Raw genomic sequence first — 13,887 nt, forward strand, 5'->3', positions numbered from 1 at the left:
CGTTCTCGACACCTCGCGGAAAAGAGTTCCGAGGAAATCCTATCGACGGACGGCGACGGGTTCCTGGTGAAGCGCCGGGCCCCTCGCTACCGGGGCTTCAGCCCAGGTGGACGGGGGCCGCGCCCTCGTCCGTACGCTGCTTGCCCGCGGTGACGGCGAGGCCGGTGACGACCAGGCCCGCCAGGAACATGGCGCCCGCCCCGACGAAGGCCATGGTGTAGCCGTGCGTCATCGCGTCGGCCGCCCGGGCGAGCAGGCCGTGGTCCTGGGTGGCCGCCGCACGGTAGAAGGAGGCGGCCGCGTCGGGCAGCCGGTCGTTCGCCGTCGAGGTGGAGATCGTCGCGAGGACGGCGAGGCCGAGGGCGCCGCCGATCTGCTGGGCGGTGTTCAGGAGCGCGGACGCGATGCCCGTCTCCTGGTGGCCGACGCCGCTGACCGCGCCGAGCGTCATGGGCACGAAGCTCATCCCGAGGCCGAGCGCGGTCACGAACATCGCGGGCATCAGATGCCCGGCGTACGACGAATCGGGCGTGAGCGTGGCGAACCAGAACATGCCGACGGCGGCGATGAGCAGGCCGGGCCCTGCGATCAGGCGGGGAGCCAGGCGTGTGACGAGCTTGGCGCTGACGGTGGCCGCGACGCCCATGCCGAGGCTGAACGGCAGATTGGCGAAGCCGGTCTTCACCGCGCTGTAGCCGAGGATCAGCTGGAGGTAGAGGGTCAGGAAGTAGAACGTGGCCATCATGCCCGCGCCGATGAACAGCATGGTCGCGTAGGAGCCGGAGCGGTTGCGGTCCTTGAAGAGGCGCAGCGGCATCATCGGGTGCGCGGTGCGGCTCTGGACGAGCAGGAACACCACGAGCAGGACGGCCGCGACGGCGAAGCAGGTCAGGGTCAGGGAGTCCGTCCAGCCGTGCTCGCCGCCGCGGGTGATGCCGTAGACCAGGGCGATCAGGCCGCCGGTGCCGGTCACGGTGCCGGGGAGGTCGAGGCGCCCGCGGTGGCGTTCGGCCTCGACGAGCGTCCTGGTACCGGCGAGGACCGCGAGGCCGATCGGGATGTTCACGAAGAACACCCACCGCCAGTCGAGGGCGTCGGTCAGGATGCCGCCGAGCAGCAGGCCGACGGTGGCGCCGATGCCCGCCATGGCGGCGTAGACGCCCATCGCCTTGTTGCGGGGCTTGCCCTCGGGGAACGTCGTGGCGATCAGGGAGAGCGCGCTGGGCGCGGCAATGGCCGCGCCGACGCCCTGGAGGACGCGCGCGCCGATCAGCAGCCCTTCGTTCGGGGCGAGACCGCCGAGGAGGGAGGCCAGGGTGAACAGTGCGATGCCCACCTGGAACATCCGGCGCCGCCCGAACAGGTCTCCGGCCCGGCCGCCGAGCAGCAGCAGACCGCCGAAGGCGAGCGCGTAGGAGTTGACGATCCACGCGAGGTTGGCGTCGGAGACGTCCAGGGCGGTCTGGATGCTGGGCAGGGCGATGTTGGTGATCGTGCCGTCGAGGACCACCATCAGCTGGGCCGCGGCGATCACGAACAGGGCGAGGCCGAGGTGGTGGCCTCGGGGTGAGGCGTCGGGGGCGCCGGCGGTGTCCGCCGGTGCGGGGGCGGTGACAGCCGTGCTGTCAGCAGACATGAAAGAGCTCCAGGGCAAGACATCAGACGTGGACACAATTCGCCGGAACGGGATGCGGGCGTGGAAGGTCGGCTTCCATTTCGGCGGTAAAGGCATGGTGACCTGCTTCGGAGAGCTGGATCACCGTAATGCAATCCGAGCGCTGCGCCGACGGAATGCGGCCTGGGCTCGGGACGAGTGAAGACTTTAGCACCCGATAGCGCCTGGTGGCGGCCCTGTGGAAGGGGTTCTGGGTCATGATTCATTCGGCTTGACATTCGTCTTTGGGGCGTAGACAGGCGACCTGATGAGGGTTTATCAATTCCGCTTGATTTCCCGCCGGAAGTGTGAGCAACGGGCGATTGTCTGGACCCTTGTGGGTCCACACTTTCGCCGGAAAAGCAAATCGCGCGGCGCGGTCGATGGTCGGAGAATCTTCCGCGAACGGACCATGAACGGTTGCCGCTGGACTAGCGTGACCACAGGGGCGGACGGGGGAGTGGGGGCGGAAGTGACCGAGCAGGATCATGTCTCGGGGGCGGCGTCGCCCTCCCTGTGGGCCAATGCCAACTACCGCGCCTTCCTGGTCATCCAGACCCTCTCCGCCCTCGGCGACTCATTCTCCTTCGTGGCGATCCCGTTGCTCGTCCTGCACAGCACGGGCTCGGTCGTTCAGATGGGGCTCGTCACCGGACTGACCGGCGTCTCCTCGATCGTCACCGGGCTCTTCGCCGGGGTGATCGCCGACCGTTTCGACCGACGGCGGCTGCTGATGCTCAGCGATGTGGCGCGCTGTCTCCTGTACGCGCTGATCCCGCTGGTCTGGCTCTACGCCACGCCCATGTGGCTGATCTACGCGGTGGTGCCGCTCGCCGGTGTCTTCTCGATGCTCTTCCAGGTGACGTACGTGACCGTGGTCCCCGCCCTCGTCGAGCCCGACCAGATCACCCGGGCCAACGCCCACCTCTTCGGGGCGTTCGCCGTCGCGACGGTCGGCGGACCGACCCTCGCGGGCTTCGTCGCCGCGGCGTTCGGGCCCGTCGCCGCCATCGGGATCGACGCGGGGACCTTCGCCGCGTCGGCGGCCGGGCTGCTGCTCGTCAAGCTGCGGCCCGCACCGCCGCCCACGGTCGAGGAGGCCGGGCGTGCCCGACGCGGCGGAGTGCGCGGGGAGTTCCTCGCCGGGGTCCGCTTCCTGTGGGCGCATCCCGTGCTGCGGCCGCTGACCGTGCTGCTCTCCGTCTTCATCTTCCTCACGCACGGCCTGACCGACGTCATCATCTACCGCGTCAAGGAGGACCTCGGGCACGCGGACAGCACCGTCGGCTATGTGCTGAGCGCGGGGACCATCGGCACGCTGCTCGGGGCCTTCGTGGTCACACGGCTGCGCAAGAGGCTGGGGTTCGGGCGCAGTTGGACGGGCGCCATCGCCGTGGCAGGTGTCGCCGTCGCCTGCCTCGGGCTCACCGAGAGCGTGCCGCTGACCGGGCTCGCGTCGGCGGTGATGCTCCTCGCCACCGGCGTGTCCGGCATCTGCTCGATGTCCCTGCGCCAGGAAGTGACGCCGAGTCACCTCCTGGGACGGGTCACCGCGGCGTTCTGGACCACGCACTACTCGCTGGGTCCGCTCGGCGCCGCCGCCGTCACCGCCGCGGCGGCCGGGTTCGGCGTTCCCGCGGTCTGTCTCGCCGTGGGCGCGGGCGTGGTGTGCGTGGCCGTGGTCGGGACGTTCACGGGCATCGTGCGCGGCCCAACGGGCTCTGCGACGTGAGAAGTTGAACCTGATCGCCCTTACGGAACCCGCTCGTCCGAGCCGTCCGGCGGCGGTGTCGCCGCCCCGTCGCCCCTGTTCCGCTTCTCGTCCCCGTGCCCGGGCCACCACGCCGCGTGCCCGATCAGCGCCGTCAGCGCGGGCGTGAAGATCATCGCCATCACGAACGCGGCGATCGCGATGCCGAACGAGAGGGAGAAACCCATCTGCGAGAGCGTCGAGTTGCCCGCGAGCATCAGCGTCGCGAACGTACCGGCGAGGATCACGCCCGCCGAGCCGATGGTGGGCCCCGAGTGGCGTACCGCCGTGCCCGCCGCGTCGTGCGGGTCGCGGCCCTCGCGGGCCTCCTCGCGCAGCCGGGACACCATGAGGATGTTGTAGTCCGTGCCGAGCGCGACCACGAACAAATACATGATCACGGGGAGCATGAACATCAGCCCGGGCTGGCTCCCGATCTGTTGGAAGAGCAGCGACGTCGCGCCGAGCGTCGCGCCGAAGCCGAGTGCGACGGACAGCATGAGGAACCAGGGCGCCACCAGGCTGCGCAGGAGCAGGCCGAGGATCACCATGATGGCGAGCGCGGCGGCCGGGAAGACCACCGAATAGTCGCGGTCCACCGCCTTGTTGATGTCGACGTAGACCGCCGTGGTGCCGCCGACGAGCGCCTGCGTGCCGGGCGGCGCGTCCTCGTGGGCGGCAGGCCGCAGCCGGTCCTTGACCGTGGCGAGCGCCTTGTCGGAGGCGGGGGGATCGGCCAGGACCACGGAGTACGAGGCCGTCGTGCGGTCGGGACTGAGCCGGGCGGGAGCCACCTCGCCCACGCCGGGGACATCGGCGAGCTGCCCCCGGAACGCCTTCGCCTCGGCCTCGGTGACGCGCTTGTCGGTGGTGGACGTGAGGTAGACGGAGGTGGGGTCGGTGGAGCCCGCGGGGAAGCCCTTCTGGAGGTTGTCCAGGGCGACCATCGACTCCTTGTCCTTGGGCAGCGAGGACCCCGCGAGGTCGAAGTTCGCCTTGTAGCCGAGCGCGCCGAGTGCCAGCGCGCCCATGAACAGGGCGGAGACCACGGCCCACACCGCGGGCTTGCGGGCGATGGCGCCGCCGAGCTTGGCGAACCCGGTGCCCTGCGGCTCGCGCTGCCAGGACTTCGACGGCCAGAACACCTTCGTACCGAGCAGCGAGACCACGGCGGGGACCAGGGTGAGCCCGGCGAGCAGCGTCACGAACACGGCGATCGCGAGCGCCGGGCCCATCGACCGGAGCATGCCGAGCGAGGAGAGGGTGAGCGCGGCGAAGGCGACGATGACGGCGCCCGCCGCCGATGTGATGGCCTCGCCGACCCGCTCGACGGCGTGCGTCATGGCGCCCTTGGGATCCTCGCCCGCGCGCAGCGCCTCCCGGTAGCGGAAGAGCAGGAAGAGGATGTAGTCGGTGCCGACGCCGAACAGGACGACGGTGAGCAGCTCCTGGATGGAGGAGTCAGCCTTCATGTCGAACGCCTTGTTGGCGGCGGCGATCAGGCCCGTCGCCATGGGCGAGATCAGGCCGATGAGGACCACGGGCAGCAGCGCGATGATGGGGCTGCGGAAGATCACGAGCAGCAGCACGATGATGATCACGATCGTGCCGACGCCGACGAGGATGCCCGCCTTCTTGGACGCGTCGCTCTCGTCGAGCGCCTGCGCCGCGGAACCGGTGATCCCGGCCGTCAGGTCGGTGCCCTTCAGCTCGGGCTTGAGATCGGTCCGCAGCTGCTTGACCGCGTCCTGCTGGGCGGTGTCCTCGGGGTTGGTGATCTTCGGCATCGCCACGACGGACGTCTGTACGAGCTTGTTGGGCGACACCTCGCCAGGTACGACCGCCCGCACCTCGTCGATCTTCCGTGCCTGGAGGTCCTTGGAGATCCGTACGACGTTTGCGGAGTCGGCGACGGTCAGCTTCCCGCCGTCGGAGCGCTGGAAGACGATGATCGCGCCGATGTTCTGCTGCTTGGGGAACTCCTTCTCCTGCACGTCGGCCGCGCGAATGGACTCGTAGTGATCGGGAAGGAAGCTCGCCTCGTCGCTGCTCGACGTGAGTTTCGGGGCCAGTGAGATCACGGCGCCCGCCGCCACCACCCACGCGAGAATGATCCACCAGGCGCGGCGGACCACGAATCGGCCCAGGCCAGAGAACATCTGCTACTGCCTCTCCTCGCCCCCGAGGCACAACAGTCCTGTTCGCAAGGATCGGCCGGACCGGACGGCCCCGCCACTCGAGGCGAGCGGTGTCGCTCGCCCGTCCGCGGCGGGGCGCCCGGGGCGCGTCAGAAGTTGATCATGTGCCCGGCCAGGCCGTGCACGGCCTCCTTGACGGCCTCGCCGAGCGTCGGGTGCGCGTGGACGTTGCGCGCGACCTCGTGGACGGTGAGGTCCCACTGCTGGGCCAGGGTGAGCTCGGGGAGCAGCTCGGTGACGTCCGGGCCGATCAGGTGGGCGCCGATGATCTCGCCGTACCGGGCGTCACTGATGATCTTCACGAAGCCGACGGTGTCGCCCAGGCCGTGCGCCTTGCCGTTGGCCTGGAAGGGGAACTTCGCGACCTTGACGTCGAAGCCCTTCTCCTTGGCCTGCGCCTCGGTCCAGCCGAAGCTGGCGATCTGCGGCTGCGAGTAGGTGGCGCGCGGGATCATCGGGTAGTCGAGTTCCATCGTCTCGGCGTCCGCGAGGGTCTCGGCGGCGACCACGCCCATGGCCTCGGCGGTGTGCGCGAGCATCAGCTTCGCGGTGACGTCGCCGATGGCGAAGATGTGCGGGACGTTCGTACGGCAGCGGCCGTCGACATCGATCGCGCCGCGCTCGGTGAGGGCCACACCGGTCGCCTCCAGGCCGTAGCCGGAGACGTTCGGGGCGAAGCCGATGGCCTGGAGGACCTTGTCGGTCTCCAGGACCTCCTGCTTGCCGTCCTTGCCGGTCACCGTGACCTTGACCTGCGGCCCGGAGTCGTCGATCGACTCCACCCGGGTCGAGGTGCGCACGTCGATGCCGAGCTTGCGGTACTGCTTGGCGAGCTCCGCCGAGACGTCCGCGTCCTCAAGCGGCGCCACACGGTCCAGGAACTCGACGATGGTGACCTTCACGCCGTAGTTGTGCAGGACGTACGCGAACTCGATGCCGATGGCGCCCGCGCCCGCGATCACGATGGACTGCGGCACTTCGGCGGCGAGGATCTGCTCCTCGTACGACACCACGCGCTCGCTCAGGCTCGTGCCGGGCAGCAGGCGGGGCGTGGCGCCGGTGGCGATGATGCAGTTCTCGAAGGAGATCGTGCTCGTCGTGCCGTCCGAGCCCTCGACCCGCAGCGTGTTCGCGTCGACGAACGTGCCCCGGCCGTCGAACTCGGTGATCTTGTTCTTCTTCATCAGGAAGTGGACGCCCTTGACCCGTCCCTCCGCGACCCGGCGGCTGCGGCTGAACGCCTCGCCGTAGTCGAAGGAGACCTGCCCGTCGACCTTGATGCCGTACGTCTTCTGCTCGTGCGTGAAGAGGTGGGCCAGCTCGGCGTTGCGCAGCAGCGCCTTCGTCGGGATGCAGCCGACGTTGAGGCAGACACCGCCCCAGTACTTCTCCTCGACGACCGCTACGCGCTTGCCCAGCTGGGCGGCGCGAATGGCGGCCACATAGCCGCCGGGTCCTGCTCCGAGCACGACGACGTCGAAGCGGTCTTCCATGGGGAGGTCCTCTCTGGGTGGAACGGATCCAGTGGTGCGGATGGCTCTGTGTCACGATCATGCGCCATGCGGGGGCCCGGACGGCGGGTGGGTGTGGCACGCCACAGTCCATGGTGGGCGACAGGGCCGCGGCCGACGGAGGCGGGAGGGTGAGCGCGGGGTCCCGGGCGCCACCAACCACCCTCTCCTGTCCGGGTGTTGGAGATGGCGCATGCGGTTCACCCGAACGTGGATCACCGGATAGTGTCACCGCAACGGAACACGTTCGGTGAGCCCTGTGGGACCCCTGGGAGAGGCGGAGAGCGCGCGGTGGACAGTGACGACCGGCCCGGGACGACGGCCATTCCCTTCGACATCCCGACCTCGGCCCGCGCCTACGGCTGGATGCTGGGCGGCAAGGACAACTACGAGGTGGACCGGAGCTTCCTGCTCTCCACCCTGCCCTCGTTCCCCGAGTGCGTCGACATCGCCCGCCAGAACCGCGAGTTCCTCTACCGCGTGGTGCGCCACCTGACCCACGAGGCGGGCATCCGCCAGTTCATCGACATGGGCTGCGGACTGCCCACCGACAACAACGTCCACCAGGTCGCCAGGCGCTTCGCCCCGGACGCCCGCGTCGTCTACGTGGACATCGACCCGATCGTCCTCGCGCACGGCCAGGCCCTGCTCGCCGACGACTCCTCCACCACGGTGATCACCGGCGACATGCGCGACCAGAAGGCGATCCTCGACCACCCCGACGTGGTCCGCCTCATCGACTTCGACGAACCGGTCGCCGTGCTCTTCCTCTCCGTCGGCCACCACCTCACCGACGCCGAAGGACCCTCGCGCGTCCTGCGCGCCATCATCGACCGCGCGGCGCCCGGCAGCCTCCTCGGCTTCTCGCAGGTCGTCGCCGACGACCCCGAGCGGGGCGCGGCGATGACCGCGCACATCTCCGGCGGCGGAGTCCCGTGGCAGACCCGCACCCCCGCCGAGGTCGACGCGCTCCTCGACGGCCTCGAGCCCCTGGCGCCCGGCCTGGTCAACCTCGTCGACTGGCGCCCGGACACGGACCAGCCCCCGCTCGCACCGGTCCACGACGACCTGCTCCCGTACCTGGGCGCCACCGACCTCAACAAGGGGATCTACGAGTACGGGGGAGTGCTGCGCAAGCCGCGGTAGCCGCAGTCGCCCCGCGGGCGGTTGACCAGGAGCGATCGGCGTTCCACAATGGCGACCATGATCCAGCACCTGACCGCCGCCGTACGGACGTTCAACGTCCCGTGGCGGTGCGGGTGCGAGCGATCGGGCCGCTAGCTGTCCGGAGTTATCTCCGCACGGCCACCCGCCCGCTTCCGCACCCCTGAGGATCAGATCCCCATGACGGTCACCGAACCGACCCCTACGCCGACTCCTTCCCCGACTCCGACGCCGACCCCGCCCGCGCTCCGTGCGGCCCGCGTTCCCGCCGACGGCATGTACGAAGGCCGCCGCGTGCTGCGCCGACTGCCCGACGGCTGGGAGGAGCGGCCCTACGAGCTGCTCGACATCGTCCCGCGAGGCCGCCTCATCGGCGCCGAGATCCGCGGCGTCGACCTCGCCAGGCCCCTGACGCCCGCGCTGCGCGAGGAGTTGAACCGCGCCCTGCTCGAATGGAAGGTGCTGTTCTTCCGCGGCGCGCACATCACCGCCGAGCAGCAGCGCGCCTTCGCCCTGAACTGGGGCGAGTTGGAGACCAATCCGCTGCTCGCGCGCGGCTCCGCCGACGACGTCGTCCGCTTCGACAAGGGCGGCAGCGCCACACCGACGTACGAGAACGTCTGGCACGCGGACGTCACCTTCCGCGAACGACCGGCCCTGGGCGCCGTGTTGCAGCTGCGCGAGGTGCCCCCGTACGGCGGCGACACGATGTGGGCGGACATGGCGGCCGCGTACGACAACCTGCCCGACGACGTCAAGGAACGCGTCGAAGGGGCGCGAGCGGTACACGACTTCATCCCCGGCTTCGCCCGCTTCTACGGCTCCGAGCAACTCGCCCCGCATCAGGACCGGTTCCCGCCCGTCACCCACCCCGTGGTGCGCACGCATCCGGAGACCGGGCGCCGGATGCTCTTCGTCAACACCTCCTTCACCACGCACATCGTCGGCATGGACCGGGCGGAGAGCGACCGGCTGCTGAGCTTCCTGGTGCGCCAGGCCCATGTGCCGGAGTACCAGGTGCGCTTCACGTGGCAGGCGGGCGACGTCGCCTTCTGGGACAACCGCGCCACACAGCACTACGCCGTCGACGACTACGCCCCGCACCGGCGCGTCGCGGAGCGGGTGGCGATCGCGGGCGACCGGCCGTACTGATCGGGCGGGGCAGGGGGGTAAGCGGAACCTTGGGGCGCCGAGAGCGCCCCAAGGTGGTGATCCGCTGCCGCGCTCGCTAGCCGTTGGTGAAGATGACCGCGTGCGGAACCGTGGCTCCGCCGTAGGCGCCGCTCCCGCCGGGCGCCAGCGAGTCCTGCGGGACCAGGCACTCCGTGTCACGGAAGAGCACGGCCCGGGTGTCGGTGCCGTTGTCGGCGATGCCCGCCCCGCCGTCCAGCGGGACACACGTGTCGTCCGGCGGATCGGCGATCGGTACCCGGAAGCCCGTGTCGGCCCGGTTGTAGAAGAAGGTGCCCGATGCCGCCTGGGCGCTGGTCGACACCGCCGCCACCAGGACGAACGCCGAGCCTGCGACGACGGTCATCCTGGCGAGCCGTTTCCACATGTGCATAGAGGACCCCTTTCCCGAAACCGGGTGATTTCCACTGTGCCTCTTATGAGGGCTATATCCAGCACAGCAGGGATGACAGCGGCATGCCGCCGCTATGCGTACGAATCACCTGTGCGGTGCGGCGAAGCGGAAGCTCGGACGACGGGCAGTGCGCGGGCGGCGCCCCCTACCCCTCGACTCGGCCCTCGACCGTCAACTCCCAGCGGATCTCGCCGTCCTGGACCACGTCGGTCGCGGTGAGCCGCACCGCCCTCGCGACGGCCGCGGACGCCCCGTGGCCGGGATGGACATGCGCGACGAGCGTGCGGACGGCCCGCTGCGCCGTCAGCCAGTCCACCAGGCCGCGGGCCGCCTCCGACGCGAAGCCGCGGCCCTGCCAGGGTGTTCCGATCACCCAGGCGATCTCCGCGGCGGGGCCGCCGCCGGGACCGCCCGGGGTGACCGTTGCCTGCACCGTCCCCACCAGGCACGGGAGCTGCCCCGTCCGGAGCCGGACCACCCAGTTGAGCCAGGAGACTTCCGGTTCCGGCGACCCCGCGAGCATCCGCCGGTAGCGGGCGCGCAGCGCCGCCACGTCGTCGGGGGCGCCCCCGATGAAGGCGTGCAGGGCGGGGTCGCCGAGCACGGCGGCCATCTCTTCGGCGTGCTCGACGCGCAGCGGCACGAGGTCGAGGCGGGCGGTGCGGATCCGGTCGGGCGCGAGCGCGGGGCCGGGGGAGGAGGGGGACATGAGCGCATTGTGCCTGCCTGTGGCTGGGACGGCGCGAGGATTTTCCGGCGCAGGGCCCCCTCAGCCCAGCTCCCTCCCGTCTAGCCGTGCCGCGACCGAGTCCACTGCCTCGACCAGCGCGTCCGCGATGTCGAGGAGCCGCTCCGCGGTGCGTGGCGTGGGGCCCGCCACCGCGATCACGGCACGGACCTCGCCGCCCACCAGGACCGGGCGGGCGGCGGCGGTCACGTCGGGGAGTGTCTCGCCGCGGTTGAACGCCACCCCTGTGGCGCGGACCTGGGTCAGCTCGTCGCGCGCTGCCTCGAAGTCCGCCGGGTCATGGACCAGCGTACGGAGGTAGGCGTCGCTCCAGGTCCGGGGGCGGTGGGCGAGCAGCACCTTGCCCGCGCTCGGCGGATAGAGAGGACGGCGGGTGCGCAGCGGCGCCGAATAGCGGATCAGCTGCTGTGACTCGGCGGCGCTCGCGTAGACAAGGGAATCGCCGACAGCCGTGCCGAGCATGGCCGTCTCCCCGAAGTGGTCTCGCAGTGCTTCGAGTGTGGGCAGCGCGGCACCCGCGAGGTCCTGCGCGGCCCTCGGCAGGAGACTGCCGAGGGCGGGGCCAAGCCGATGGACGCCGCGTTCCTCGACCAGATAGCCGGTCGAGACAAGACCCTTCACCAGGCCGAACACCGACGACTTGGGGGCGCCCAGGGCATCGGCGAGCTCCTGCACGCGGGCGCCGCCGTGCCGCGAGACGTACTCCAGGATGCCCGTCACACGGCTGACGGTCCTGTGCTCCTTGGGCATGGCCCCATCACTCACGCCGTCCCCCTGATCTCCCCGGTGACTCTTGACCCACCGATCACGCGACTCATAGCCTCACGTATATCCGACTCGGCGATCGTATATACGAACTGGGGCTGGAAGCCATGGACTTCGCGCTGTCCGACGAGCAGGAGGACATCCGCCGCGCCGTCGCCGCGCTCGCCGCCCGGTTCCCCGACCCGTACTGGGCGGACCACGACGAAAGGGCGGCGTTTCCCCGGGAGTTCTACGACGCCTTCGCCGATGCGGGCTGGCTCGGCATGGCGATACCCGAGGAGTACGGAGGCGGCGGACTAGGCATCCTGGAGGCGTCCCTGCTGCTCCAGGAGATCGCCGCGTCAGGGGCGGGCATGAACGGCTGCAGCACCCTGCACCTGACCATCTTCGGGCTCAACACCATCGTGAAACACGGCAGTCCGGAGCTGCGCCAGGAGATCCTGCCGCGCGCCGCCGACGGTTCGCTGCACGTCTGTTTCGGCGTCACCGAACCCGACGCGGGCACGGACACCACCCGCATCTCCACCGTCGCCCGGCGCGACGGCGACGACTACGTGATCGACGGCCGCAAGGTGTGGATCACCAAGGCGGGCGAGTCCCAGAAGATGGTGCTCATCGCGAGGACCGCGCGGCGCCGCGCGGAGCGGCCCACGGACGGCATGTCGCTGTTCCTCGTCGACCTCGCGTCCGACGCCGTACGGCTGCGGGCCATTCCCAAGATGGGCCGCAACGCCGTCGCCTCGTACGAAGTCCTCATCGACGGACTGCGGGTGCCCGCGTCCTGCCGGGTGGGAGAGGAGGGGCAGGGCTTCCGGTACCTCCTCGACGGGCTGAACCCGGAGCGGATCCTGCTCGCCCACGAGGCGCTCGGGATCGGCAGGGCCGCACTGCGCGGAGCCGTCGACTACGCACGCGCGCGTGTCGTCTTCGACCGGCCCATCGGGCAGAACCAGGGCATCGCCTTCCCGCTCGCCGAGGCGGCGACCCGGCTCGACGCCGCCGAACTCATGGCGCGCGAAGCCGCCTGGCGCTACGACCAGGGGCTGCCCTGCGGCAAGGAGGCCAACATGGCCAAGTGGCTGTGCGCCGACGCCGGATTCCAGGCCGCCGACCGCGCCGTGCAGACGCTCGGCGGGATGGGGTACGCCAGGGAGTTCCACGTCGAGCGGTACTTCAGGGAGGCGCGACTGCTGCGGCTGGCACCGATCAGCCAGGAGATGGTCCTGAACTACGTGTCCAGCCATGTGCTTGGCCTGCCGAAGTCGTACTGATTGCCGAGGTCATCCTGATGACGAACACGCCGATCCGTGCCCTCGACGGGCTCAAGGTGCTCGACCTGTCGCGGGTCCTCGCAGGGCCCTACTGCGCGCAGTTGCTCGCCGACCACGGAGCCGATGTCATCAAGGTCGAGCCACCTGCCGGTGACGAGACGCGGGGATGGGGCCCGCCGTTCGTCGAGCCCGGTACCTCCGCGTATTACCGGAACCTCAACCGCGACAAGAAGAACGCCGTCATCGACCTGTCCGTGCCCGAAGGACGGGACATCCTCGATGCCCTGCTGCGTGACACCGACGTGCTCGTCGAGAACTTCAAGGCGGGCACCCTCGCGAAGTGGGGCTACTCCGACGACGAGCTGCGCGCCCGGTTCCCCTCGCTCATCCACTGCCGCATCACCGGCTTCGGCACGGACGGGCCGCTCGGCGGACAGCCGGGCTACGACGCCGTGCTCCAGGCGTACGGCGGCCTGATGAGCGTCAACGGAGCGGCCGGGGGACCGGCGTTGCGCGTCGGTGTGCCGGTCGTCGACCAGGTCACCGGAATCCTCGCGTTCTCCGGAATCCTGCTCGCGCTGAACGAACGCCACCGCTCCGGGCTCGGCCAACTCGTCGACTGCACCCTCCTGGACACCGCCGTCAGCCTGCTCCACCCGCACTCGGCGACCTGGCTCGCGAACGGCACGGTGCCGCGGCGCACCGGCTCGGCGCACCCCACCATCGCCCCCTACGACGCGTTCACCGCTGCCGACGGGCCCCTCTTCGTCGCGGTGGGCAACGACCGCCAGTTCGCCGCGCTCACCGAGGTCCTGGGGGTCCCGGACCTCGCGGACGACCCGCGCTTTCGTACGAACCCGGACCGCGTACGCCACCAACAGGAGCTCCGCGCGGCCCTGGAGAAGCCCATCGCCGCCCACTCCCGCACCGGACTGACCGCACTCCTCACGGCCCGCGGCATCCCCGCATCGCCCGTGCACGACGTCGCCGAGGCCCTCACCGCGCCCCAAGTCCGCCACCGGGGCCTGGTGATCGAGCACGACGACTACCGGGGGCTCGCCTCGCCCGTCTCCCTCTCCCGCACACCGGCGCGGGAGCGCCCCGTGGTGCGGGGCGCCGGTGCGGACACCCGGGAGGTGCTCGGTGCGGTGGGCTACGACGACGCGGCCGTCGAGGAGGCGTTGGCGAGCGGCGTCGTGCGGGGCCCCGATCCCGGGGTGACCTGCGACGACGCGTGATTG

At 70.4% G+C, this 13,887-nt stretch carries 11 protein-coding genes; 5 read left to right on the forward strand and 6 right to left on the reverse strand.

Annotated elements, in window-relative coordinates:
* Nucleotides 1–97 precede the first annotated feature (97 nt).
* Nucleotides 98–1,636, reverse strand: coding sequence for an MFS transporter (locus CP970_RS41105; protein ID WP_055546736.1), 1,539 nt, complete (start codon nt 1,634–1,636; stop codon nt 98–100).
* Nucleotides 1,637–2,126: 490 nt separating this feature from the next.
* Between CP970_RS41105 and CP970_RS41110 the strand changes: the two genes are divergently transcribed.
* Nucleotides 2,127–3,386 carry an MFS transporter gene (locus CP970_RS41110; protein WP_055546734.1) on the forward strand — a complete coding sequence of 420 codons (1,260 nt, stop codon included), beginning with the start codon at nt 2,127–2,129 and terminating at the stop codon, nt 3,384–3,386.
* Between the two features lie 20 nt (nt 3,387–3,406).
* Here the strand turns inward: CP970_RS41110 and CP970_RS41115 are convergent, their stop codons facing one another.
* Nucleotides 3,407–5,563: an MMPL family transporter gene (locus CP970_RS41115; RefSeq protein ID WP_055546732.1), complete on the reverse strand. Its 2,157-nt coding sequence runs from the start codon at nt 5,561–5,563 to the stop codon at nt 3,407–3,409.
* 128 nt (nt 5,564–5,691) lie between these two features.
* On the reverse strand, nt 5,692–7,095 hold the full coding sequence (gene lpdA, locus CP970_RS41120; protein ID WP_055546730.1) for a dihydrolipoyl dehydrogenase: 1,404 nt from the start codon (nt 7,093–7,095) through the stop codon (nt 5,692–5,694).
* A 309-nt stretch (nt 7,096–7,404) separates the two neighbouring features.
* Here lpdA and CP970_RS41125 point away from each other — a divergent pair, with 309 nt between their 5' ends.
* Nucleotides 7,405–8,259 carry an SAM-dependent methyltransferase gene (locus tag CP970_RS41125; protein WP_055546728.1) on the forward strand — a complete coding sequence of 285 codons (855 nt, stop codon included), beginning with the start codon at nt 7,405–7,407 and terminating at the stop codon, nt 8,257–8,259.
* A 294-nt stretch (nt 8,260–8,553) separates the two neighbouring features.
* Nucleotides 8,554–9,429, forward strand: a complete 876-nt coding sequence (locus CP970_RS41130) for a TauD/TfdA dioxygenase family protein (protein WP_055546801.1) — start codon at nt 8,554–8,556, stop codon at nt 9,427–9,429.
* 76 nt (nt 9,430–9,505) lie between these two features.
* On the opposite strand, the gene CP970_RS41135 is transcribed toward CP970_RS41130, so the two are convergent.
* The 3 genes from CP970_RS41135 to CP970_RS41145 form a co-directional block, all read right to left on the reverse strand.
* Nucleotides 9,506–9,841, reverse strand: coding sequence for a hypothetical protein (locus tag CP970_RS41135; protein WP_055546726.1), 336 nt, complete (start codon nt 9,839–9,841; stop codon nt 9,506–9,508).
* A 166-nt stretch (nt 9,842–10,007) separates the two neighbouring features.
* Nucleotides 10,008–10,571: a GNAT family N-acetyltransferase gene (locus tag CP970_RS41140; RefSeq protein WP_055546724.1), complete on the reverse strand. Its 564-nt coding sequence runs from the start codon at nt 10,569–10,571 to the stop codon at nt 10,008–10,010.
* Between the two features lie 60 nt (nt 10,572–10,631).
* The gene (locus tag CP970_RS41145; RefSeq protein ID WP_224058998.1) at nt 10,632–11,375 is read right to left on the reverse strand and encodes an IclR family transcriptional regulator; all 744 of its coding nucleotides are present in this window, start codon (nt 11,373–11,375) and stop codon (nt 10,632–10,634) included.
* A gap of 107 nt (nt 11,376–11,482) precedes the next feature.
* On the opposite strand from CP970_RS41145, the gene CP970_RS41150 reads away from it, so the two are divergent.
* Both CP970_RS41150 and CP970_RS41155 read left to right on the forward strand, forming a co-directional pair.
* Nucleotides 11,483–12,646 carry an acyl-CoA dehydrogenase family protein gene (locus CP970_RS41150; RefSeq protein ID WP_055546719.1) on the forward strand — a complete coding sequence of 388 codons (1,164 nt, stop codon included), beginning with the start codon at nt 11,483–11,485 and terminating at the stop codon, nt 12,644–12,646.
* Between the two features lie 17 nt (nt 12,647–12,663).
* Nucleotides 12,664–13,884, forward strand: a complete 1,221-nt coding sequence (locus CP970_RS41155) for a CaiB/BaiF CoA transferase family protein (RefSeq protein WP_055546718.1) — start codon at nt 12,664–12,666, stop codon at nt 13,882–13,884.
* The last annotated feature ends 3 nt before the right edge of the window (nt 13,885–13,887 follow it).

It is taken from the genome of Streptomyces kanamyceticus (genome assembly GCF_008704495.1).
Classification (GTDB): domain Bacteria; phylum Actinomycetota; class Actinomycetes; order Streptomycetales; family Streptomycetaceae; genus Streptomyces; species Streptomyces kanamyceticus.

What these genes read in the sequence shown, in the direction of transcription:
- CP970_RS41105 (WP_055546736.1), bottom strand. Translation starts at nt 1,636, where the DNA reads ATGTCTGCTGACAGCACGGCTGTCACCGCCCCCGCACCGGCGGACACC.
- CP970_RS41115 (WP_055546732.1), bottom strand. Translation starts at nt 5,563, where the DNA reads ATGTTCTCTGGCCTGGGCCGATTCGTGGTCCGCCGCGCCTGGTGGATC.
- lpdA (WP_055546730.1), bottom strand. Translation starts at nt 7,095, where the DNA reads ATGGAAGACCGCTTCGACGTCGTCGTGCTCGGAGCAGGACCCGGCGGC.
- CP970_RS41130 (WP_055546801.1), top strand. Translation starts at nt 8,554, where the DNA reads ATGTACGAAGGCCGCCGCGTGCTGCGCCGACTGCCCGACGGCTGGGAG.
- CP970_RS41135 (WP_055546726.1), bottom strand. Translation starts at nt 9,841, where the DNA reads ATGCACATGTGGAAACGGCTCGCCAGGATGACCGTCGTCGCAGGCTCG.
- CP970_RS41140 (WP_055546724.1), bottom strand. Translation starts at nt 10,571, where the DNA reads ATGTCCCCCTCCTCCCCCGGCCCCGCGCTCGCGCCCGACCGGATCCGC.
- CP970_RS41150 (WP_055546719.1), top strand. Translation starts at nt 11,483, where the DNA reads ATGGACTTCGCGCTGTCCGACGAGCAGGAGGACATCCGCCGCGCCGTC.
- CP970_RS41155 (WP_055546718.1), top strand. Translation starts at nt 12,664, where the DNA reads ATGACGAACACGCCGATCCGTGCCCTCGACGGGCTCAAGGTGCTCGAC.